19 protein-coding genes are annotated in these 22,909 nt (G+C 70.2%); 7 read left to right on the top strand and 12 right to left on the bottom strand.

Features of this window, described 5'->3' with window-relative positions; translation table 11 throughout:
- Nucleotides 1-64: 64 nt before the first annotated feature.
- Nucleotides 65-4,279 carry a HEAT repeat domain-containing protein gene (locus AB0B55_RS24005; RefSeq protein WP_357173946.1) on the bottom strand — a complete coding sequence of 1,405 codons (4,215 nt, stop codon included), beginning with the start codon at nt 4,277-4,279 and terminating at the stop codon, nt 65-67.
- A 295-nt stretch (nt 4,280-4,574) separates the two neighbouring features.
- Between AB0B55_RS24005 and AB0B55_RS24000 the strand changes: the two genes are divergently transcribed.
- Nucleotides 4,575-5,531, top strand: coding sequence for an SCO2521 family protein (locus AB0B55_RS24000; RefSeq protein ID WP_355047830.1), 957 nt, complete (start codon nt 4,575-4,577; stop codon nt 5,529-5,531).
- Nucleotides 5,532-5,537: 6 nt separating this feature from the next.
- On the opposite strand, the gene AB0B55_RS23995 is transcribed toward AB0B55_RS24000, so the two are convergent.
- The 8 genes from AB0B55_RS23995 to AB0B55_RS23960 form a co-directional block, all read right to left on the bottom strand.
- Nucleotides 5,538-6,494, bottom strand: coding sequence for an SCO2522 family protein (locus AB0B55_RS23995; protein WP_357173943.1), 957 nt, complete (start codon nt 6,492-6,494; stop codon nt 5,538-5,540).
- A 5-nt stretch (nt 6,495-6,499) separates the two neighbouring features.
- On the bottom strand, nt 6,500-7,429 hold the full coding sequence (locus AB0B55_RS23990; protein WP_355047832.1) for an SCO2523 family variant P-loop protein: 930 nt from the start codon (nt 7,427-7,429) through the stop codon (nt 6,500-6,502).
- On the bottom strand, nt 7,430-9,265 hold the full coding sequence (locus tag AB0B55_RS23985; RefSeq protein ID WP_357124950.1) for an SCO2524 family protein: 1,836 nt from the start codon (nt 9,263-9,265) through the stop codon (nt 7,430-7,432).
- A gap of 235 nt (nt 9,266-9,500) precedes the next feature.
- Nucleotides 9,501-10,292, bottom strand: a complete 792-nt coding sequence (locus AB0B55_RS23980) for an SCO2525 family SAM-dependent methyltransferase (protein WP_357124953.1) — start codon at nt 10,290-10,292, stop codon at nt 9,501-9,503.
- Nucleotides 10,293-10,430: 138 nt separating this feature from the next.
- The gene (locus AB0B55_RS23975; protein ID WP_357124956.1) at nt 10,431-10,982 is read right to left on the bottom strand and encodes an aspartyl/asparaginyl beta-hydroxylase domain-containing protein; all 552 of its coding nucleotides are present in this window, start codon (nt 10,980-10,982) and stop codon (nt 10,431-10,433) included.
- A 100-nt stretch (nt 10,983-11,082) separates the two neighbouring features.
- The gene (locus AB0B55_RS23970; protein ID WP_357124959.1) at nt 11,083-11,580 is read right to left on the bottom strand and encodes a hypothetical protein; all 498 of its coding nucleotides are present in this window, start codon (nt 11,578-11,580) and stop codon (nt 11,083-11,085) included.
- Nucleotides 11,581-11,909: 329 nt separating this feature from the next.
- Nucleotides 11,910-12,572 carry a response regulator transcription factor gene (locus AB0B55_RS23965; RefSeq protein ID WP_357124962.1) on the bottom strand — a complete coding sequence of 221 codons (663 nt, stop codon included), beginning with the start codon at nt 12,570-12,572 and terminating at the stop codon, nt 11,910-11,912.
- Nucleotides 12,560-13,660 (bottom strand): histidine kinase, encoded by a 1,101-nt coding sequence (locus AB0B55_RS23960; protein WP_357173940.1) that lies wholly within the window; start codon nt 13,658-13,660, stop codon nt 12,560-12,562. Before AB0B55_RS23960 ends, AB0B55_RS23965 begins: the two co-directional genes overlap by 13 nt.
- 191 nt (nt 13,661-13,851) lie before the next feature.
- Here AB0B55_RS23960 and AB0B55_RS23955 point away from each other — a divergent pair, with 191 nt between their 5' ends.
- From AB0B55_RS23955 to AB0B55_RS23940, 4 genes are all read left to right on the top strand, one after another.
- Nucleotides 13,852-14,253 carry a DUF6069 family protein gene (locus tag AB0B55_RS23955; protein WP_357173936.1) on the top strand — a complete coding sequence of 134 codons (402 nt, stop codon included), beginning with the start codon at nt 13,852-13,854 and terminating at the stop codon, nt 14,251-14,253.
- A complete protein-coding gene (locus AB0B55_RS23950) occupies nt 14,250-14,714 on the top strand; it encodes a hypothetical protein (protein ID WP_357124971.1) in 465 nt (154 codons plus the stop codon). The genes AB0B55_RS23955 and AB0B55_RS23950 overlap by 4 nt, the downstream gene beginning before the upstream one ends.
- Before the next feature lie 171 nt (nt 14,715-14,885).
- Entirely contained in the window at nt 14,886-15,896 is a 1,011-nt protein-coding gene (locus tag AB0B55_RS23945) for a mechanosensitive ion channel domain-containing protein (protein ID WP_357173934.1), read from the top strand.
- 184 nt (nt 15,897-16,080) lie between these two features.
- Entirely contained in the window at nt 16,081-16,923 is an 843-nt protein-coding gene (locus tag AB0B55_RS23940) for an aldo/keto reductase (protein WP_357173931.1), read from the top strand.
- Between the two features lie 25 nt (nt 16,924-16,948).
- Here the strand turns inward: AB0B55_RS23940 and AB0B55_RS23935 are convergent, their stop codons facing one another.
- The gene (locus AB0B55_RS23935) at nt 16,949-18,079 is read right to left on the bottom strand and encodes a hypothetical protein (protein WP_357173928.1); all 1,131 of its coding nucleotides are present in this window, start codon (nt 18,077-18,079) and stop codon (nt 16,949-16,951) included.
- 400 nt (nt 18,080-18,479) lie between these two features.
- Between AB0B55_RS23935 and AB0B55_RS23930 the strand changes: the two genes are divergently transcribed.
- Together AB0B55_RS23930 and AB0B55_RS23925 are read left to right on the top strand one after the other, a co-directional pair.
- Nucleotides 18,480-20,033: a cellulose binding domain-containing protein gene (locus tag AB0B55_RS23930; protein ID WP_357173925.1), complete on the top strand. Its 1,554-nt coding sequence runs from the start codon at nt 18,480-18,482 to the stop codon at nt 20,031-20,033.
- A 198-nt stretch (nt 20,034-20,231) separates the two neighbouring features.
- Nucleotides 20,232-21,254, top strand: coding sequence for a hypothetical protein (locus tag AB0B55_RS23925; RefSeq protein WP_357173922.1), 1,023 nt, complete (start codon nt 20,232-20,234; stop codon nt 21,252-21,254).
- A gap of 71 nt (nt 21,255-21,325) precedes the next feature.
- On the opposite strand, the gene AB0B55_RS23920 is transcribed toward AB0B55_RS23925, so the two are convergent.
- Nucleotides 21,326-21,901: a hypothetical protein gene (locus tag AB0B55_RS23920; RefSeq protein ID WP_357173919.1), complete on the bottom strand. Its 576-nt coding sequence runs from the start codon at nt 21,899-21,901 to the stop codon at nt 21,326-21,328.
- An 80-nt stretch (nt 21,902-21,981) separates the two neighbouring features.
- Complete coding sequence (locus AB0B55_RS23915; RefSeq protein WP_357173917.1) at nt 21,982-22,905, bottom strand: AEC family transporter; 924 nt, start codon at nt 22,903-22,905, stop codon at nt 21,982-21,984.
- Nucleotides 22,906-22,909 lie beyond the last annotated feature (4 nt).

The following is a 22,909-nucleotide window of genomic DNA, read 5'->3' as shown; positions in this document are numbered from 1 at the left end:
TGACGAGGTCGATCGGGCTGTCGCTCGACGCGCACGCGGGTGTGCGCCGATGGCTCCGGAGCGGTTACGGAAAGTCGTCGGGTCGGGTGTCGGGCAGCGTGGCCAGCAGCTGCCCGGCCAGCCGCCGCACCGCGCCGTCGTCCTCCTGATGCGCGAGCCGTACGAGCACCTCCCGGGTCCGGGTGTCCCCGTCGTAGTGCCGGGTCAACGCGAGCAGCGCGGTCCGGCGGATCTCCCAGTCATCGTCGTCGGCCAGCCGCAGCAACAGGTCCCGTACCCCCGTGCGACCGGCGAGACTGGCACCCAGCTGCTCCACGGCCCGGCGGCGAACCTCCAGCGCCGGATCGTCGCGGACCAGCCCGACCAGCAGCACCTGCACCTCCGGGTCGGTGCCGAAGTGCTCGCCGAGGGCGGCGGCGATGCGGGCGCGGATCGCCGGGTCCTGGTCCGACAGGCGGCGCATGAGCCGCAGCGTCACCGCCATGGATGCCGAACCCTGCTGGGTCAGACAGCGTACGGCCGCGTCGAACACGGTCGGGTCGGTGTCGGACTCGACGCATTCCAGCAGCACGTCGGTCACCAGTTCCGGGCTTCCGTACGCACAGAGGGTTTGTACGGCGGCCAACCGGATGCCGACGTAGCTGTCTCGGCGGGCCCGCCGGCACAGTGTCTCGATGAGGCCCGGGGCGTTGCCGTGGCGGGCGAGCGCCTGGGCGGCGGCGCACAGCACGTTCGGGTCGGGGTCCCGACTGACCTGCTCGGCAAGGCACTCCCGCACCTCAAGGTCCGGCGGGTCGGCGAGGCGGGCCAGGCTACGGGTGACCCGGAGCCGGACGATCGGGTCCCGCTCCTGGGAGGCGCGGCTGATGAGCAGATCCCGGGTCGCGTGGCCGAACAGCGGTCGCCCGGTGAGCAGTTCGACCGCGGCGAGCCGGACGCTCGCGGTCGGATCGCGTCGGGCGCTCTCCAGCAGCAGTTCCCCGGTGCGGTGGTCGGGGTAGGCCTCGGCCAGCGCGCGCACCGCGGCGAGGCGTACCGTCGCGTCCTCGTCGACGTGAGCCGAGCGGGCCACCACGGTCCACCCGGTGTCGTCGGCGCGGTCCCGGTCGATCAGGGCGGTGACCGCGGCGGCTCGTACGGAGGAATCCTCGTCCTGCTCGATCTGGTCGATCAGCCGGGCCCTGCAGCGCCCCTCGAGGTCGGGTACGAGCGCCAACCGCTGTACGGCGACCGCGCGCACCCGGGCGGACGTGTCCGAGCAGGCCAGCTTGAGCAACAGCTCGGTGTCCTCCGGACCGGGTCGCTCCGGCAGCAGCCCGGTCAGCAGGCAGCGGCGGACCTCGTCCGGGGCGTCGCCGGTGATCCGCCGCAACGCCGTGGTTCGTGCGGTCTCGGCGTACTCCGGCAGAGCCAGCAGACGCTTCAGCACGCACTGCACCACGCCGGGATCGGTGTCGGTGGCCAGCAGGCGCTGCATCGTCTCGGGTGCGTCCGGCAGGTCGGCGTAGCGCGTGCTGAGCACTCCCGCGGCGGCTCGCCGCACCGCGACGGCGGTGTCCCCGGTGGCCCTGGCCAACACCTGACGCACGTCGTCGGAGAGTTCGGACCGGGTGCCGAGGGACTGCACGGCCAGCGCCCGCACCGCGAGATCGGGAGAGTTGGCGAGGTCGCACAGCACCTCCACGAAATCGGGGCCGGCGCCGAGGTGGGCGACCAGTGCGCGTACGGCGGCCTGCCGTACCGCGGTGGAGACCTCGGCCTGCGCCTGGGCGAGCAGGATGTCCCGGCATCGGCCACTGTTGCCGCCGGTGGCCTCGATGCGGCCGGCGGCCTCGGCCAGCCCGGCGACCAGGGTGAGGCGGGCCTGCCGCTCGCGGCCCTGCCCCAGCTCCCGGACGAGCAGGTCCTCCATCTGCTCGTCGGCGGTGGACAGCACCGCCGCGATTCTGGTGGCGAAGGGAGAGCCGGATCGCCAACTGGTCCGGACCCCACGGCGGCGGTACCAGTGCAGGAAGACCTCCCGGCCGGGCCAACCCGGGCCGAGAGTCCGGATGGAGGACAGCAGTTCCTGCTCGGTGAGATCCACCAGGTTCGGGTCGTCGGCGGAGATGCCATGCTCGATGAGACGCACGACCTGGCGCAGCAGGGCGTCGCCCGCACCGGCCAGTTCGGCGGGCTGCGGCGCCTCGGCCACGCACTGCGCCGCCAGTACCAGGTTCCACGGCGGCCCGGTCAGGTTCAGCGGCGGCCACAGTTGGGTGGCCTCGGTGGCGAGCAGGGTGACCAGCTCGTTGGCGACCCGGGCGGGCAGGGCGCCGGCGACCAGTCGAAGCACCTCCCGCCACGACGGGTCGGCCCAACGCTCGCGAAACAACGAACGCAGATGATCGAGGCCCGAGGCGGACGGATCGCGCTCGTATCTGTCCACGATCTCTTCGGCACAGAAGAACTCCAGGAACGCGCGGTGCACGAACCCGAACAGTCGTAGGCCGTAACGCTCCAGGATGAAGCTTCGCTGCCGCAATTTGTCGATCATCGAGTGGGCCATGGCGAGGGCCCGCTCATTCTCGAAACCGTAGAACTCGACGAGGTTGTCCCGGAAGATGCACGCCAATTCGTCGGACTCGATGTAGTTGCCGGCGGGGCCGGACTCGCGGAACTGCATCCAGTAGGCGAGGTGACGCAGCAGCCGACGCTTCGCCTGTAGGTCGAGCGACGGCACGTCGCCGTGGCTCTCGCGCAGCTGCTTTGTCACATCCCACTCGGAGATCAGTACGTCGGTCACGTGCGCGTAGAGCCGGCGTCGGTTGCGGGGCAGCGGGTGACCCCGCCCGACGATCGCCATGAGCATCAGCAGCAGGGGGTTACCGGCGATCTCGCGCATCGCTCGGGAACTGCCCACCACGTCGAGGATCTGCCGCCGCTGCCGCTCCGCCTCCGCGGCCGAGGTGGGCACCACGTAGCGGTACCAGTTGTCGAGAAACCTCGCGATCTGCTCGTCGTCGAGATCCTCCAGCGTGAAGTGGTCGAAGCCCGCGTTGGCGAACGTGTGCCGCTGGTAGCCGGCGGCCCGCGACGTGACCACGGTCAGCACCCCCGGGTATTCGTTGGCGAACGTGGCGATCTGCGCAGCCACCTCTTCCCGCTGCGCCGGGTCGAACACCTCGTCCAGGCCGTCGAAGAGGAACAGCGCCTGGCCGCCCTGGCGCAGGTACGCCTCCAGCACGTCCTGGTCGATACCGGCCAGCCCCTGCTGGTGGCGGTGGCCGACGTAGTCGAGCAAACCGTCGCACCGGCCGTCCCCGTGATGGGTGGCGTAGGAGCGCAGCTCGACCAGGACGGGTAGGTACCGGTCCAGCGCACTCAGTCGAGGCTCGACGCAGACCCCGGCCAGCGTCAGCGCCAGGTACCGCGCGGCCGCGGACTTGCCGGAACCGGGGTCGCCCAGCAGCACGATCGTGCGTCGCCCCGGGTCGGACACCACGTCGAACAGCGACAGCTCGTCCTTCGCCGCGTACTCCTCCCAGAGCCGCTCCACCTCCTCCGGGTTCACCACCCCGGGCAGCCCGCCGACGTCGCCGCCCGGCGTGGACCCGGCCCAACGCCACCACGCCAGCGGCATCTCGGGTCGCGCGTCCTCGTGAACGCGGGGCTCCACGAACACGTTGGGTAGCCCGACGGTGAGGTAGCCGATGGTGGGGCGCGGTGAGACCGCGTCCACCGAGACGGCGTGGTATCGCAGCGACAACTGCTTGTAGTACTGGTTGCGCACCACCGTCGGCAGATGAGTGTCCGGGTCGGCCGGCTCGCGCGCCGGGGATCTGCCGCTGCGTACGTCGGCCAGTGCGGCGGTCACCTTGGCGGTGAGGTCGTCCACGCCGGAGAAGAAGGCGCAGAGGTGGCGCTCCTTGAGCTCACGGCGCAACGCGACGATCTGCTGCCAGTCGGCATCGCGGTCGATCATGTCGACCGGCCAGGGTGTGTCCTCCGCGAGCAGGAAGACCAGGCACGGCTTTCCCGCCGCGAGCGCCTCCCGGTACTCCAACTCGGTGATGGAGGACTCCTGGCCCGGCGGTCGGAACCCGTACCGCCAGGCGAACAGCCCCACGTAGAGGTCGCACCGGCGCACGTCGGCGAGGCAGCGTTCCAGCGGCGGCCGGATGTCGGCGCCGTACGCCTCCATGGCCACGTCGTCGATCTCCAGACGGCGAGCCACGGCGTGCACGGCAGCGCGGTATTCCAGCAAGTCCTTTTGGGTGGCCGAAATGTAGACCTTCATGAACGGCAAACTCCAGGGGGTGGCTGGCGACCGCATCATCGAAAATATCAGTCGTTGTCACGTCCGTCCGACCCGCGAACACTCCGAACGCCCGCCGTGCATGGGATTCCCGCCGACCCCGGGCCTATGATGGCCACCAACGGAAACGAATCCGGCGGTCGAATCGCGTACTCGTGGAGTTGCGGTTGTCCGATGCGGATCCGGGTCAGTGCCGGTCGCGAGGGGTGTACGTCAATCAGCATGAGCCGCGTACGCGGGACGAACGCGGGTCGGTGGCAGCGTCGCGGAGGAAGCCATGCTCACGGTCGGTGAGGTGCACACCAGTCTTCTGCAGCACAGTACGGCGTTGGCCCAGGAGCAGAGCGCCGACGTGCTCAGCCTGATCGAGGGCGAGGCCGTGCTGACCTCCCGGCGTCCATCGCTGTACGCGGTGTCACCCGATGTTCGCACCGGTGTCGACTGCTGGCTCCCGAGCGCCAGAAAGCGCCAGTTACGTGGGGTGGGCGCGGTTCTCACCCGGGCCATCATCACCGGCGGCCGGATCGTGCAGGCCTCCTCGGTCATCCACGTCGTCGCCGGGCAACGCCGTCGGCCGTGGTCGCACTACCTGGCCAACCCCGGCGTCCTCGAGACGGTCGGCAAGCTGGACGTCGCCGACCTGAGCGCGGGCTTCCTGCACGGCAACAACGCCGACGTGCTGAACCTGGAGGCGATCACCGGCAGGGTGCTCGACGGTGTGCAGATGTCCGACCTGCTGGACCGGCGCCCGCCCCTGCGCACCGCCCGCACACGGCTGCGCTGGACCGCGCAGACCGACGAGCGTCCCAACCGGGACGTCTCGGCGGTGGTCACCGTGGACTCACCCACCCTGCGTACGGTCGAACTCGTGCTCGCCCCGCAGGACGTGCCGGCGGCCGTGGCGGGGCTCTGCGAAGACCTCGCGTTGCACGACTGGCTGCTGACCATCCTGTCCTCGCTGGTGGAGTCCGCGGTCACCCGATCGGCCTCCGGGCAGGAGCACGTCGAGCGGCTGCGTCCGGTGCTGGAGCACCTGCTGCACCTGTGGCTGCCGGGCGCGCGGGTGCACCCGCGACTGCGGCCGATCTGGGACCAGTTGGAGCAGGTACCCGGCTTCAGCCGTCAGTGGAACTCGTCGGTCAACTGGATCCGGGACCAGATCAGCGTGAGCAACATGGCTCTGCTTCGCGACCTGGCCGGCCGGATGGCCGTCGACGAGCCGTGCGGGCGCTGAGCACACTCAGTCGCTGATGAACACGTAGCTCAGCCGGTCGACCAGCTCACTGGGTAGCTGCAGGCCCTCGCCGCCGGCCCGTTTGGCGACCTGCTGCGCGACCGTCGGCGGCACCGCCACCTGGCCGAGGATGGTCCGTACGGCCAGCTCCACCGGCAGGTACTCGGTGCCCATGAGGGTCAGCGTGCGATACGCGCAGAACGGCGCGGCCGCCGGGTTGAGCTGGACGATCGCCGGCAGCTGGTCCCAGTCCGTCGGTAGCTCGCCGACGAGCTGGCGCGGCTGGGTCATCGTCTCGCCTCGATGCCGTAGCACACCGAGCCGGGTCATCTGCCAGACCGAGGCGAGCAGGGCGCAGGCCCACACCCGGGCGTCCGGCTCGTCGGACCAGAGTTCGATGTCGACGAAAATGGAGTGCCGGGGATCGCCGGACTGCAACGGCGGAGACCACGGACGCGGCAGGGTCATCGCCGGCGCGTCGACGTGCCCGGGGGACCGCTTACCGTTGGACAGCCAGCCCGACTCGCTCAACGGGGGGCGACTCCCGGTGGTGCCCCGAGGGGGTTCCACCACCAGTGTGTCGACCACCAACCGGGCCAGCTCGGCGCCGTCGTGCCGGGCGAAACTGGACTCCCGGGCCACGTAGTCCAAGGTCAGGCCATGCTCCGCCGCGGCGCTCTGCACCTGCGGGACCACCTCGCGGGGGGTGCCGAAGCGGTGGAAGTAGTCGTCCAACATGAAGCAGGTGCTGATCCGCGGCTCCCGGGACGCGGGCAGCCCCCGTCGGGCCAGCGCCGGGATCGCGGCCGACCAGTCCGCGATCCGCTCGAACTTGCGCCTCAGCTCCTCACACCCGTCGCCGAAGTCCTCCGCGTAGAAATGCCCCAGCTCCACGGACAGATGCGAGTACGCCACGCTCTCTGTACGACGCACCGCAGCTGCCTCCTGGAACCTGACATCCATGCCGATCACGCGGTGTCCCATGCCGTCTCGTCGAAAAGCTTCTCAGTCAGGTCAACGAAGGCGTCCACCGTCTTGACGTTGGCAATTTTGGATTGCACGTCGTGGTCGGAGATCAGCTGCTCCCGCCACTGCAGCAGAGGATCCAGCGGCACCACGCCGAGAAGTGTCGTACGTCCGACACCCCGTCGTCGGGCCAGCTCCGACAGCTCCGCGTCGCACTTGCGCAGGAAGGCCTGCTGGGCGAGGCCGAGATGGCCGACCTCGGGGCCACGTGAGTCGATCACCGCCGTCCGGATGAAGCGCAGCGACTCCCGTAGCCTCTCCGGCTCGTGGCCGTACTCCTTGCCCATGGCCACGATCCCACCCGCCTCGAAGGCCAGGTCCGCCGCCGCGGTGACGTGCTGGGGAGTCCACCGGTGGAAGACCAGCCAGCGTACGGCGACCTTGCGCAGGGTCGAGGTCGCGGTCGCGGCCAGCGCGATCTGACTGGCGTACGACCGGCCGGCGCTGAGGTCCACCAGGGTCAGGTCGAACTCCTCCTCCAGTCGGAGGAAGAGCTCGGCGCAGCGCTTGGCGATGTCGTTGGTGAAACCGAACTCGCTTCCGTTGCGTTGCCCCGGCAGGAGCACCAGCGGACCGGACCCGATGGGCCGCTGACGCAGGCTGGCACGTTCGGAGGTGCCCCACACGTCCAACTGCTCCGGAGACGGGATCTCCCCGCGCAGATATCGGTGCAGGCCGCCACCGTTGGGCCCGGCGCCCTCAACACCGTTGACGGCCTGGGGTATCTGGAACGTGATGCCGGCGGTCGGCGAGCCGAAGTCGTAATCCAGGTAGCAGGTGGGGTGACCGGACAACGCGCTGCGATAGGCGATGTTCGCCGCGGTCACCGACCGGCCGGTGCCGCCCTTGTGCGACGTGACGAAGACCAGCATTCAGATCCCCTCGCTGGCCTTCTGCTGCCCGGTGGCGACGTCGTTGAGTAGCAGCAGAAGCGTGTTCACCAGCGCCGCCGCCGTGCCGGGCCGCTCGTCGACCAGCAACTGTGCCCGGCCGAGGCTGGCTCGGATGCTGCGCATGCTGCGCTGCATCGCCTCACCGTCGAAGGTGCCGCGCATCAACTCCCGGTCGAACAGGTATTCGGCCTCGTCGATGAGATCCTGTGCGTAGTCGGCCAGCCGGCCGGCTCGTGGGAACGGTCGCTCCCACAGCAGCTGACCGGAGGTGACCAGCGCCTGCGCCACCCGCACGGTCAGATACCAGGAGGGTGCCTCCGGCTTCGGCGCCAGGCCGGGGAAGGCGCCACTGGCGTGGTCCCACAGCCCCTGGTGCCGGCCGTCCGGGATGCGCCGCAGCAGCAGGTGATCCCACACCTCGTCGGCCAGCTCGAGTAGTTCACTGCGCTGACGGGCGTTGCTCAGCAGACCGGCGACGGCGGCTGCCCGCTGTAGCAGCACCACGGAGAACTCGTTGACGTTCCACGTCATGATCGGCTTCGACGTGTCGTCGTTCAGGGTCACCTGCTTGCCGGGCGCGTGCACGAACAGCGCCGGCTCGCCGGGTGACGCCCGCCGGGTGATCCGCGCGCGCTGCGCCAGCTCCACCAGTACCGAGGCGATCCGCCCGAGCTCCTCGTCACCGCCGCGCCCGACGGCGAGCAGACCCTTCACGGCGAGCGACGTCGTCTGGAGCGTGTAGTAGTCGGTCCGGTCACCATCGGTCGTCCGCCAGGGAATGTCCTCGATGGGCCACCGTCGTCGGTTGCCGAAGGTCGCCACCGTCGCCCAGTACGTCCGGGTGAGCTCCCAGCGAAGTTGCAGCGCCCGGGACAGCCGCTGCTGCTCCTCGTTGAGCAATCCGAGCAGCCGGGTGCGTTCGGAGTTCAGGTCCTCGATGGCGTCCATCGCGATCACGGTGAAGTAGAGGTAGGGGGCGTTCTCCGCGGAGCCCGCACGCTGTCGGCCGATCGGCTCGGTGGTCGGGACCTCCTCGGTCCCGGAGATGAGCCCCCACGACCAGCCGCACTCGAACAGCATCTCGCTGTTGTCCAGGTCCTCCGTCACCCGACCCGAACCGATGACCACGCTACGCAGGCTCGCCATGGTGTCCCGCAACTGCTCGCGCAGCGCGGCCACCAGCTCGCGGCGAGGTAGCTCGTCCTGATTGACCATGTCGCACAGGCGGATGCCGTACTCGTCGGTGGAGGTGAAGACGAAGGTGCTGAAGCTGCGGAGCAGGCCGACCATCGCCGCCGTGAGGCGCGCGCTCGCCATGGCCTCCAGTTCGTCCAGTTGCGCCAACAGGTCACGCCGCTGGGTGGACCCCCGGTAGACCTTGACGAAACCGATCGTTGCCAACGTGAGGGTGACCGACACCGCGAACGAGTCGACGATGTCCTGGGAACGCTGCTCCTCGGTGAGCTCCGGACCACCCTCCAGCGGGGTGAGGTAACTGCCGCCGCCGAAGATCGGAGTGCCGGCGTCGTCGGTGTACCGCCGGAAATAGTCGATCATCACGCTGACCAGCCGGCGGGGAATCTCGATCGCGCCGCCGAGCGGGCTGAGCGCCTCGATCACCTCTTCGTCGGCGCGGTCCGGGTCGTCAAGTGACAGCACGGGGACCTTGGCCGCGGGGAGCAACAGGGTCAGTAGTTGCTCCGCGTCGCTGATCGAGTTGGTACCACTTCGGCCGCCCCAGTGCCATTCACCGTTCGCCCAGCAACTGCGAACCGTGGCCCGCCAGATGTCGAGGATCTCCTGGCGAGGCTGCATCCGCATGATCCACCGCCGTCTGTTGTAGTCGTCGACTTGAAACCGCTGCTATAGCCGTGCCCACGATGATCCACGGTGCCGTACAACGTCATGGTAGCGGGCCAGTCGAGTGGCACTTGAAAGGCTTCGATGGCCGCGTGTCGGCAATCCGGCCAATCGGACGCGGGGGGAATGCCCCGCCGCCCCGCTGCGCCGACAGCACGAGGTCGGCGCATTCCGCCGGTACGCATGGGCGCTATCCGCGGGTCCGGCCGGTGGCCAGCAGCATGCCCACGTATCCGTCCCGCAGCGGCGGCTTGGGCCGTACCTCGTGGACGTCCAGGTCGTCCGCGCCCGCCGCGATGGTGGCAACCACGTCGGCGCGCTGCAGGGCCACGGCCGGGAACCTCCGCCGACCGACGTCGTATCCGACCGATCCGAGCATGACCGTCACGGCGAAGGGCGACCTGGGTCGCAGCGCGTCCAGAAACCGACCGATCGCGTGCTCGGCCTCGGCCTGGTCCGCCGAGATGGAGCAGGCCACGAAGAACATCGTCCCGGCGCTCCAGGCGTGCCTCGGCAGGGTGAAGACGCTGGCCCGCACCACCCGGCCCACCTGTGCCAGTCGTCGACGCGGATCCGTCAGGGCCGCGTACGCCGGGTGCTCCGTGCACACCTGCCAGTACGGGTCCCAGAGCTCGTCGTAGCTGTCGACCTGCGTACGCAGCCAGTTCACGTTCGCCGTCGACCATTCACACAGGTCGACGGCCTTCGCGAACGGGAGGAGCGACAGCGCCGGGTACAGGTTCGCCCCCGACCCCACGTCGACGCACCGCGCGTCGGAGAGCTTCGCCTCGCCGAAGAAGTCTCGGATGCGGCAGAGGATCTCCCGATCGTCAGGCCGCAGATCCGCGTAGTTGTGCCGGACATACGCCTGCGGGTCGAAGCTGTCCCACTCGACGTCGGAATTGACCGGCCTCGGCGACTGAATCGGCGAACGTGGCGTCGACTCGCCGCAACCGCCCCCAGCCGCCGGGGTCAACGCCATGGACGGGCCTCCATCGGGTCGGCGGATCACATTGGTCGCTGAAGCGGCGCTCAGTGCACAACCCATTATGTATCGACGATGGTGTGTGCTCACAAGTGTCGGCTCGCGGACCTGCGTCAACCCACTGGGTACGGAAAGTCAGCTCCGGCCCCGTAGGTGCGCCGCGACCTCGGGCGGGAGTTCGTCGAGCTGATCCATGGACTGGCCCGGACGCAGAAAATCGAACAGCAGCACGGTGCGGGGAGCGCCGGTGCGGTTCCATGCTTCGTGCTCGACCGTGTCGTCGAACACGAAGATGCTGCCCTCGCGCCAGTGCCGGGTCCGGTTGCCCACCCTCAGCGCGCAGTCACCGTCGGGTACGACCAGGCCGAGGTGGGCGCGGTAGACGGTGGTCACCCAGCCTTCGTGGGGCTTGATCCTGGTGCCCGGGGTCATGCGGGAGAACCCGGCGGTGGTCAGGCCGGGTATCTGTCGCAGCGCGTCGGCGGTGCGTGGGCAGGCGGACAAGGCGGCTTTGATGCGAGTGCCGAACGCGACCAGGCCATACACGCTCCAGCCTTCGCCGTACATGTGACGCTGCACCCACGGCTCGAAGGAGTCCTCGGCCAGGGCGAGGCACTCGCCGCGGATGTCGCGCCAGTTGCGGCGTAGATCCTCCAAGAAGGAGAACTGTTCCTGGTCGATGAACACGTCGCCTCCGTGGGGCGGCCTGACGAGTAGGTGATCCCGTCGGCGAGGGCTCCTGCGCTTGCCGCGGGCATGCTACTTCCACCTTCGCGCGAAGCGGAGTCTACGGAAGCACCGAGACAACCAGCGCGGCCCCGAAATCTTCTTCATCGACCCCGCGCGCCCTCATGCGCGTTCGGGAGGAGTTGTCATGCCCAGAAAAGTGATCGCCTTCGTGCCCCGACACACCACCACCAAGTCGCGTGTAATGTCGATTGTGGACAAAGGCAACGGCAACGAACTTGATGCCATCGCGACCGTCGACTGGCCGCACCACGCCGTCGCCATCTGCAACCTGTTGAATTCCCCCCAGCGGGGACAGGAAGCTCTTTCCGGCCTCTGGCTCAGCCTGCCCGCAAGCGTTCGGGCCGGGCTCGAGCAGGCGGCCCGGCAGCGTGTCGACGACACCGACGAACGGAATTTCCTCGCCACCTGGTTCGTCACCGAACTCGACGTCCCCGATCTTCCGGTGGACGGTGGCCGGATCGATTGGGCGCGACTGTTTCCCGTTGCGCGGTGCCCCACCGACGGGTGCGACTACTGCGACGGCTGTCCGGCGCACGCCGAACGCCGAAACGATGACGCCGGCAGCAACCAGTGCGGTCCCGGCGGATCGTGTCGGTGTGTGACGGAGAGCCCGGACGAGGAGGACGACCCTTGCCCCTGTGGGTTCTGGGACGTCGGCCCCCGCTGGGCCGCCGCGCTCTACCAGGCGCTCAGCGGAACGGTGGAGGTGCTCATCGATCAGGCGGAGGGCCTCAGGTGGGGCTACGAAGGCCCGGCGGTCGGGTTTCCGACCTCGCTGATCGCGCAGTCGCCGGAATTCTTCGTTCGGCTCGCGCAGACCTGCATCGACCTGTGCGCTCTGGGCCCGGGTTCCGTCCAGCCGCGTCAGAGCAGCCGGCCGTCGTGGGCGAGCAGGGCGATCTGGGTACGGTTGTCAAGATCCAGCTTGGTCAGGATGTGCGAGACGTGGGCCTTCACCGTCGTCACGCTCATCAGCAGCTCGGTGGCGATCTCGGCGTTGGAGCGGCCCCGCGCGATGGCCAGCACGACGTCGCGTTCCCGGGGTGTGAGCAGGGCCAGTTGGTCGTTCGCCCGCTCGTAGGACTCGGCGCCGGAGGCGACCCGCTGCATGAGGCGGCGGGTCACGCCCGGAGACAGCATCGGGTTGCCGGCGGCCACCGCGCGTACCGCTTGGCTGATCTGCTCGGGCGGGGTGTCCTTGAGGAGGAAGCCGCTCGCGCCGGCGCGCAGGGCTCGTAGCACGTGTTCGTCGGTGTCGAAGGTGGTGAGCACGATGATCTCGGGTGGTCGGTGGCGGCGGCGCAGGCGCTCGGTGGCGGTGATGCCGTTGACGCCGGGCATCCTGATGTCCATCAGCACCACGTCGGGCAGGTGCCGGTCCACCGCGGTGATCGCCGTGGCGCCGTCGGCGGCCTCGCCCACGACGGCGATCCCGTCGGCGCCGTCGAGCATCAGCGTGAGCATTCCCCGTACGAGAGGGTCATCGTCGACGATGACGACCCGGATCGGCGGGGTCACGTCGGCCATGGCAGCCACGCGGTGAGGTGGAACCGGCCTGCGGCGTCGACGTGGTGGGCGACGCGACCGCCGGTGAGCGCGGCCCGTTCGGCGAGGCCGATCAGGCCGGTGCCGGCGCTGTCGGTGGCACCGCTGTCCGGGGTGGTCGGGTTGCTCACGGCGATGCTCAGCCCGGAGCCGGGCGCGCCACCGAGCACCAGCCGGACCGGCTGCCCGGCGGCGTGCTTGCGGGCGTTCGTCAGGGCCTCCTGCGCGATGCGGTAGGCGGTGCGGCCCACCAGCGGCGGAATCTCGACCGGTTGGCCGAGCGGGTCGTGGACCTCGATCTGTTGCCCGGCGGCCCGCGCCTCGTCGAGCAGGCGGGGCAGGTCGGCGAGGGTCTGTCCGGGCGGCGCGTCGGTCGCCGCCTCGGTGTCGTCGTTGCGCAGCAGGGTGATGACCTCGCGTAGCTCATCGAGGGCGTGGTGCGCGCTCGCCCGGATCACCCCCGCGGCGGCGCTGAGCCGCTCGGGCGGCGCGTCCGGCCGGTACTCCATCGCGCCGGCGGCCGCCGCCAGCAGGGACAACCGGTGGGCCAGCACATCGTGCATCTCCCGCGCGATCCGGCTGCGCTCCGCCGCGCGTGCCTCGCCAACCCGCCGTTCCTGCTCCTGCTCGGCCCGCCGGGCCCGCTCCCGTAGCGCTGCCAGCAACGCGTGCCGGGCCTGTGCCCAGGTGCCCCAGCCGAGCAGGGCCGCGTAGGCGACCGACATCAGCACCAGCCGCCAGCCGAACGGCAGGCTGGGCACCGGCCGCCAGAGCGCCTGCACCGCCTCGCCCGCCACGCCGACCGCCGCCACCACCGCGGCCTGCCGAAACGGCCGGTTGCGGGCGGTGAAGAGCACCGCGAAGCTGGCCACCGGCGTGGCCACCGCAGACAGCGCGACGAGCAGACCGGCCAGCACGCCACCGACCCGCGGGTGGCGCAGGACCACCGGTACGAGGACCAGGGCGGTCACCGCCAGCGCGACGTCGAGGGCGGCCAGACCGGCCGGGCCGGATCGGGTGGCGGACCAGAGCATGGTCGCGACGAGGACGCCGACCGCCAGGGTCGTCACGCCCGCCGGGACGGAACGCCACGTCCTCGGCCGCCTGACCTCGCACGCCGCGGCATCCACATCGCGCAGGCTACTGGGCTCGCCACGCGCCGGACCACCTCCTTTGGTAGTACGCCGGGTCACCGGAGGACGTACCCGTCGTGGCGTCTGGACCGACGTGTCCGGCCCGGACCGGTCCGCAGACTCAGGCCATGACGAACAACCCTCTCCTTCGACAAGCCGCGGTGGCGGCCGGTGCGGTCGTAGTGGCGGTGGCCGAGTTCGCGCTCCTGCGCTCGGTGGCCGGCGTCGACCTGGCGGTCCGCTCCGGAGGCTCGACCCGGCAGGTCACGATGGGCGCGGTCATCGGGGCGACCACGGTCGCGGCACTGGCGGGCTGGGCGCTGCTCGCGGCGCTGCACCGCTTCACCAATCGCGCCCACGTCTGGTGGACCTCGGTCGCGGTCGTGGTCCTGCTGCTCTCGCTCGTGGCCGGCCCACCCAGTGGTGTCGGCGGGGGAGCGAAGGCGACCCTCGCGCTGCTGCACCTGAGCGTCGGCCTCATCCTCCTCCTCGGCCTGCCCCGGCCGCGTCCGGAAGGAGCGAAGCGATGACCGCGTTGACCGTACGCAAACAGGACGGGGCCTTCGTCCTCGACTCCGGTGCGACCGGGCCGCGTGCCTCGCTGCGTACCGGCTGGACCTGGCGGTGCGGCGAGATCCGCACCGGCACCGGCCGCTGGACGGTCGAACCGACCGGCCGCCGACGCACCGGTTTCACCGCCCAGGGTCAGCACGGCGTGCCGGTGCGGCTCGACCCGGACCGGTCGCACGTGCCAGGGCCCGGCGGGGTGACCCGCTGGAAGGCCGGTCATGGCGGAGGTGAGCTGGTCCGCGACGGGAACCGCATCGTCGTGCGCCTCCCCGGCCCACTGGGCGGGCCGATCCGCGTCGACGTCACTGGCGAGTGGGCCGAGGTGGAGCTGGTGGTGCTCACCGCCTGCTTCGCACTGATGAGTCGACGGCGGAGGCGCACCCTGATCATGATGGCGGCCGCCAGTGGGGGGAGTGGGTGACGGGGCCGAGCGCCGTCACGGCTACCGGAAAGTGGCCGTCGGACAGGCTGACATAGGTGTGGTTGTTCGCCGATGTTGGCTGCCCGGCACTGCCCAGGGTGCGACGCTGGCACGTGGACCGGGCAGCGAGTCGGGGGAGGGTGGCATCGGGATCACGGTGAACGGCCTCTGATGCGTACCGCGTTGATCGTAGTAGCCGCGCTGGCGGCGGCGGTGGTCGTGGACCTGATCTCCGGCGTGCTGGTTCGCCAGGTGGCCCGCGGCCGTTACCGGTGGTTGCTGGAGCCCTTGCGGCGATCCTGCCGGCGCCCGGCGGCAGCGGTGCTGCTGGTGGCGGTGCTGTACTACGCGCTGCCGTTGGATCCGGTCGGGTGGCAGCGTCACCTGCGACACGCCGTGCTGGTGACCCTGGTTCTGTCCGGGGCCTGGTTGGTGATCAGGGCGTTGCACGTCGCCGAGGCGGTCGCGTTCAGTCGGCTGCCGGGTGACCCGGTCGCCAGCCGGCGGGTCCGGCGGGCTCGAACGCAGATTCGCCCCGTACGGCGGCTCACCGTCGCCGTGGTCACGATCTTCGCGATCGGCCTGATCCTGATCACCTTCCGGCCGGTACGCCTCTTCGGTGTCTCGGTGTTGACGTCGGCGGGGGTGGTCGGGGCGTTGATCGGTCTGTCCGCCCGTACCGCCCTGGGTAACGCGTTCGCCGGTGTCCAGGTCGCTTTCGCCGACGGGTTGCACGTCGGCGACGTGCTGGTCGTGGACGGTGAGTGGGGCCGGGTCGAGGAGGTGAAGCTGACCAATGTGGTGATCCGGCTCTGGGACGAGCGGATGCTCATCCTGCCGACGACGTACTTCACCGAGCGGCCGTTTCAGAACTGGACGCGCAACGAGTCCCGGGTGATCGGCAAGATCCAGATTCACGTCGACCACACCACCGACCTGGACGACCTGCGACGGGAAACGCGCCGGCTGGTCGAGACCTCCCCGCTGTGGGATCGCGACCAGTGGGTGCTCCAGATGGTCGACTCCACGCCGCAGACGGTGGTCGTCCAGGTGCAGGCCTCGGCCGCCGACGGCGCCAGCGCCTGGGACCTGCGGTGCGACCTGCGCGAGGGACTGCTCTGCTACCTGCGCGACCATCACCCGCAGTGGCTTCCCCGCACCCGCGGTCAGTATCAGCCCTGACCGCAGGTCGGATGGGCAGCGCCCGGCGTTGGCACCGGGAGCAGCGCCGATCGCCGATTGAGGGCGGACGGGCCGACCCGCCCGCGATCAGGCAGAGCGCGGACGAAGGTCGCCTACGAGACTGCTTCCCGTCGAAGCGGGTAACGCACACAACCACTGGCGCCGAGGCCCCGGAAAGGCCGAGATGACCCTCCCTACCGCATCCATCGAACTGCCCTCCGGCCAGAGCATGCCCGTGCTCGGTCAGGGCACGTGGTACCTGGGTGAGCGCCCCGAGCGACGCGGGGCGGAGATATCCGCCCTGCGCGCTGGCCTGGACCTGGGCATGACCTTGATCGACACTGCGGAGATGTACGGCGACGGCGCTGCCGAGGAGCTTGTCGGCGAGGCCGTTGTCGGACGACGCGATGACGTGTTCCTGGTCGACAAGGTGCTGCCGTCAAACGCCAGCCGGCAGGGAACCGTGCAGGCCTGCCGCCGCAGCCTGCAACGACTCGGCGTCGACCACATCGACCTCTATCTGCTGCACTGGCGCGGCACCCATCCACTCACGGAGACGATCGAGGCGTTCGCCGAACTCGTCGACGCCGGCGACATCGGGCAGTGGGGCGTGAGCAACTTCGACCTCTCCGACATGACCGACCTACTCGACGCGGGCGGGAACGACTGCGCGACAAACCAGATCCTCTACAACCTCACCCGGCGCGGGCCCGAGTACGACCTGCTTCCGTGGCTACGTCAACACCGGATCCCGGTGATGGCGTACTCCCCGATCGAGCAGGGCAGACTGCTCGGCCACGACCAGGTCGCGGAGGTCGCTGCCCGGCACGGGGCGACGCCCGCCCAGGTCGCGCTGGCCTGGGTGCTGAGGCAGGAGATGGTCGCGGCCATTCCCCGATCGTCAAACTCGGAACACACCCGGGAGAACGCGCAAGCGCGCGACCTGCACCTGACCGAGGACGACATCGAGGCACTCGACACGGCGTTCCCGCCGCCTGCTGGCCCGCAACCACTGGAGATGTTGTAGGGCCCACCGGCTGATTCCGCCGGCCCTAACGTCCGGCGCGGGACTGCCCCCCGCCTTTCTCGTCCCGCCAGCCGCCGGGTCGAGGGTGGTAGCCGTAGGCGGCGGCCCGTACCGTCTGCTCGTTCTCCAGCCCCGAGCCGATCGCGCCGCCGACGGTGGCCAGTGAGCTGGTGATCCAGGCGAGCGCCAGATAATCACCGGCATTCACCGGCCTCTGCAGAACCTGTTCCAGCACGGATGTGTCGATCAGCAGCGCCCCGACGAGCACGGTTCCCGCGAACAGCACCACGTAGGACACCGTCGTGGCCAGGGTGAGAGTGAGGATCGTACCCAGGTTGAAGAGTCGTGCCAGCTCACCGGGCGTCTCGCGGCTCGGTTTCTCCCAGAGGTCGTGCGCAACGATCAACCAGGCCACCAACGCGCTCAGCCCAAGCACCATGATCACCGTGAGCCGGAGTCCGCCGAGGGCGTCGCCCATCTGCCAGATGGTGTCCGTGGTGAGGGCGAACGCGGCCGTGCCGAACGCGCCGACCAGCAGCTTCGACAGGCCCAGCAGGGCGCGTCCGGGGCGGTTGGCTCGGACCATGCCGGTCAACAGGCGCACCCGGCCGATCAGTCCCGAGGCGAGGTAACGCCGCTCACCGCCGTCGTCTCCGCCGCTGACTCGATGGACGGCGGGAATCCGCCGTGTCATCTCGGCTGCTGCCCGCTCGGCCGGCGGCACCCGGTGGTCGGAGGCGTCGCTCAGTAGCCGACCCACCAGATCCGGAACGGCGGCGCGGACCGAGTGCATCTGGCGCAGTCCCAGCGCGGGCAGGGAGATGATCCCGATGTGACGTTGGCCGGAGGTCTGCGCGACCAGAGGCACCCGCTCGGCGTGCAGTGGCAGGTCGGTCAGGCAGATGGCGACGTCCCACTGGTCGTCGGCGCGCCGCCTGGCAAGATCGTCCAGTAGCGCCTCCGCGCCGCCGTCGCGGCGCGGCACCACCTCCCCCCAGCCCTCCCGGACGGTCCACCGTACGTCCGGGCTCACCCGCTCGGTGAGCCCGCTGGCCAGCTCGGCGGTGAGCCTCGCAGTCACCCGGGCCGGGTGGTCCGGTGGGGTTGCCACCAGTCCCACGACGATCTCCGGGCCATCTCGTTCGCTCTGGGTCACCGCTACTCCTCGCCGGTAGCCGGGCTCTGACGCCGACGGCGAAACTGGGCGCGTCACGGGCCGTCGCGGCAGCTCTCCTGCCGATTGACGGGGGTGGTGGAGACCGGCCGCCGAGGGGAGCGGCCCAACCGGTCCGTAGCGCGCCATCGCGACGCCTACGTCGAACGGCGCGGCCCGTCCACGCAGCCTAGAAGACCGTTTCCAAGGGTGCGGCCGATTTGGTGGAAGGCGTCCACTCTGCCGCGCGTCGGCTTCGGACACTGAGCGCGACACCGGGCTCGGCCGATCCGCCGGTCACCGCGCGGTGTAGTCCGGCCACCCCTGGACATCTTCAGTTAACAAACCTAATAATTAGCCTCCCGTCGATATCCCTCGGCCGGGCACCCCTCGGGAGGACCGGATGGCGCGCAGATTACGTACACCGTTGCTGGCTGCCCTGGCAGCCCTGGTCTCCGCCGCCGCGGCGACCCTGACCTTCGCTTACCCGGCCCTGGCCGCCGGCCCGACGGCGGTCTTCAGCAAGACGTCCGACTGGGGTACCGGCTGGGAGGGTCGCTACACCATCACCAACGGCGGGTCGAGCACGATGACCGGCTGGCAGGTGGCCTTCACCCTGCCGACCGGCACCACCCTCGGCTCGTACTGGGACGCCACCGTCAGCAGCATCGGGCAGCGGCACACCTTCACCAACCGCTCGTGGAACGGCGCCCTGGCCCCCGGCGCGTCGGCGTCGTTCGGCTTCCTGGCCACCGGCTCCGGCTCGCCCGTCGACTGCACACTCAACGGTGCCGCGTGCGGTGGTGGCGCACCCCCCACCACGACACCGCCGACCACCGCACCCCCGACCACGACACCGCCGACCACCGCGCCACCCACGACACCGCCGCCGACCACCACACCGCCCACGAGCCCGCCGCCGAACACGGGGTTGCCGAAGCACGCGCTGATCGGCTACCTGCACGCCAGCTTCGCCAACGGCGCCGGATACCTGCGGATGGCCGACGTGCCCGACGACTGGGACATCGTCAACCTCGCCTTCGGCGAACCCACCTCCGTCACCTCCGGCGACATCCGCTTCCAACTCTGCCCGGTTGCCGAGTGCCCCAGTGTGGAGACCGAGGCCCAGTTCACGGCGGCGATCCGCGCCAAGCAGCAGCAGGGCAAGAAGGTGCTGCTGTCCATCGGCGGTCAGAACGGGCAGGTGCAGCTCACCACGACCGCCGCCCGTGACACGTTCGTCCGCTCGGTGTCGGCGATCATCGACCGGTACGGCCTCAACGGCCTGGACATCGACTTCGAGGGCCACTCCCTCTACCTCAACACCGGCGACACCGACTTCCGCAACCCGACCACCCCGGTCGTGGTGAACCTGATCTCGGCGATCCGCGAGCTCAAACAGCGCTACGGAAGCGGCTTCGTGCTCACGATGGCCCCGGAGACGTTCTTCGTGCAGCTCGGCTACCAGTTCTACGGCTCCGGCCCCTGGGGTGGCCAGGATCCCAGGGCCGGGTCGTACCTGCCGGTGATCTACGCGCTGCGGGACATCCTCACCGTCCTGCACGTCCAGGACTACAACTCCGGTCCCATCGTCGGGCTCGATGGTCAGTACCACACCATGGGCAGCGCCGACTTCCACATCGCGATGACCGACATGCTGCTGGCCGGCTTCCCCGTGGCCGGCAACGCCAACGCGGTCTTCCCCGCACTGCGCGAGGACCAGGTCGCGTTCGGCGCGCCCTCCTCTACCAGCGCCGGCAACGGCTACCTCGCCCCGGCGGGCGTGCAGCAGGCGGTGACCTGCCTGGTCCGAGGCCAGAACTGCGGCGCGTACACCCCGCGCAGCGGAACCAATCCCAACTTCCGAGGGCTCATGACCTGGTCGATCAACTGGGACCGCTACTACTCCTGGGAATTCCGGCTGAACCACGGCCCGTTCCTCGAGGCGCTGCCCTGACCGCGGGACTGGCGCAACCAGCCGGGATCAGGATCGCGGCCCGGTCGATCCGGACCGGGCCGCGACCTGGCCCGCGCGGCGTTCCACCGTGGACGTCAGCGGCACAGCAACCTCAACGAACGACCGCAGAGCACTTCCGGTGGCGGGGCCGACATGCTTGGGTGAGCACATCACCACGGCGCGTCACTGGAGGCAGAGATGACCCGGATCTCTCGGAACACTTTCCTGGCCGGTCTGACCGCCGGCGTCCTCGTCGTGACGCTGGGCCTGCCCGGAGTCGCCACGGCTGTGCCGCAGGCGCGAACCGGCTCGGCCTGCACACTACGACCACTGCCTCTGCCCGCGGACCTCAATGGTCAAGCTCGGGCGGTCGACCCGACCGGTCGGTTCATCGCTGGTCCCGGCTACCGGGTCGATGGCGAGGATCGGCAGCCGCTGCTGCTGCTCTGGGCCACCCGGCCCGGGGTGTGGAACCAACCCCGCCTCACCGTCGTCGAATTTCAAACGGAGCCGCAGGTCGACAGCATCAACAGGTATGGCGTCGCCATCGGCACTGCCTATGTCGGTGACGTCCACCGTCCCTGGCGCTACACGCAGGGGCGGCTGGAGTGGCTGCCCGTCCCGCCGGTGGTCGCCAACGTCTCGGTGCACAGCATCAACGCGCGCGGTGACATCGTCGGCAGCGGCGCCGTCGAGGAGACCGAGACGGCTCTGCCGCTGCTCTGGCCCGCCGACCGGCCGGGCACCGTCGAGGTGATCGACAGCCCGCCCCACTATGGCGCGGTGGAGATCTTCGACGACGGCACCATCGTCGGCGGCACCGGCGTATCCGGCTGGGTACGCCATCCCGACGGGACGACCGACCGGTTCACCGTCCCCGGTGCCCGGTGGGTGTACGTCTACGGTGCCCGGGGGAACTGGGCGGTCGGCCGCTTCGGCATCGGCAGCGAGGACGAGGACAGCACCCCGGTGCGCTGGGATCTGCGCACCGGCGTGGCCACCGCCCTGCACCCGGCGCTGGGGTTTCCGCAGGCCGTCAACAGTCAGGGCGTAGTGCTCGGCACCCGAGTTGTCGACCACGGCGACCGGCTCGTCTCCCTGCCCGGCGCCATCCCGGACGTCCAAATCGTCATCAGCGGGGGAATCGCCGACGACGGCCTCGTCGTCGGGTACGTCAACGGCGGCACCCGACTGCTCCCGGCGCGCTGGACCGACTGCTGACATGGTCGCCGCCGCGACCTGTGTACCGACCGGAGGCCGACCCTTCCCAAGAGGGCCGGCCTCCGATCGCGTCAAGCCGCGGCCACCCGGTTCCGCGCGGCGTGCGCCAGGCCGTTCAACGTGGTCAGGTCAGCCGCACCCAGGTACGAGTCCGACATCATGACCACCACCACGTAGTGGCCGACCGCGGCGGCGACATAGCCGACGTAGCGGTCGCCTTCGTCGTAGGTGCCGAGGAACAGCACCGAGTCCGGCCCGAGGTGGTCCTCGGCGACCGGGTCGAAGCCCTCCTCGTCGCCACCCACCCCGCACCGGGCGAGCTGCGCCTTCAGTTCGGTGAGGTACGCGTGTGCCCCATCGCCGCGGTACCGGGCGACGTTCTCGTAGATCCGGAAGCGGGTACCCAGATCGGCCGCCTGGGTGCGGCTCACGACGGGCCCGGGCACGGGCGTGTCCGCGCACGGCTGCGGTAGCAGCGACCACACCAGCCCGTCCTCCACCGGCCCCGGCACGGCTCCGCCGAGATCGTCCGGTTGCAACATGACCCGGTCAGGGATTCCCCGTGGCCGCTGCTGCGCCGCCGCCGGCCCGCTCACCGAGACCAGCCCTAGGATCATGGCCGTCATCACCATCAGTGTCCTTCGCATGCGAACCATCCTGCGCATCGTCGGCGAGCGATGGATCGGCACGCATACTCAGCCCCTCCTGGGTACACGTACCCCCCGGCCTATCCGAGCAGCGCCGCCGTCGCGGCCAGGGTGCCCAGCGACAGCGTCGTGGTCACGACCACCGCCCGGTTGGCGATGGTCTCGCCGACGCCGTACTCCTGGCCGAAGATGAACGTGTTCTGCGCTGTCGGCAGGCCCGCGCACACCACCACGGCGAGCAACTGCGGCGCGGACAGGTGCAGGGCCAGCCCGGCCACGTACGCGATCACCGGCTGCGCGACGAGCTTCAGCGTGGCGAGCACGGCCAGCTCGGCCAGGTCGGCCGGCTCTGCCCGCGCCCCCGCCGGGCGGTGCAGCGACGCGCCGAGCGCGACCAGGGCGGCCGGAACCGCGGCGCCCGCCAGCAGGGTGAGCGACGCGTCGGCTGTCGACGGCAGGCGCAGGTCGGCAGCCGAGCACGCCACGCCGAGCAGCGATGCCAGGATCACCGGGTTGCGGACCGGTAGGGAGGCGATACGGCGGACCCGTACCCGCCCGGCCGGGTCGCTGTGCCGGTCCAGGGCGATCAGGACCACGGGCGTCACCACCAGCACCTGTAGCAGTACCACCTCCGCCAGGAACGACACGTTGCCGAGCACCTGTGTCGCGATCGGAATGCCGAGGTTCGCCGAGTTCACGTAACCGGCGGCCATGCCCCAGATCGGCCGTTCGCCGGGCGTGCGACCGAACAGCCGACTCGCGCCGACCCAGCCGAACCCGACGACCGCGGCAGTGCTCATCCCGAAGGCGAGCAGCGAGCGGCCGGCGAACCCGGAGAGTGGCATTCGGGACAGGGCCAGGAACAGGGCGGACGGCATCGCGAGGTGGAACACGAACCGGCCGAGCACCGTCGCCGCCGCCTCGCCCAGCAGGCCCCGGCGACAGGCCCCGTAGCCGACCGCGGTGAGGATCCAGATCGGTACGAACGCCGACACCAGGCTCATCCGA

Source organism: Micromonospora sp. NPDC049107 (genome assembly GCF_040648595.1).
In the GTDB taxonomy this organism is placed as follows: domain Bacteria; phylum Actinomycetota; class Actinomycetes; order Mycobacteriales; family Micromonosporaceae; genus Micromonospora.
The sequence above is the reverse complement of the archived record's forward strand: the minus strand, read 5'-3'. Positions and strand labels throughout refer to the sequence as shown.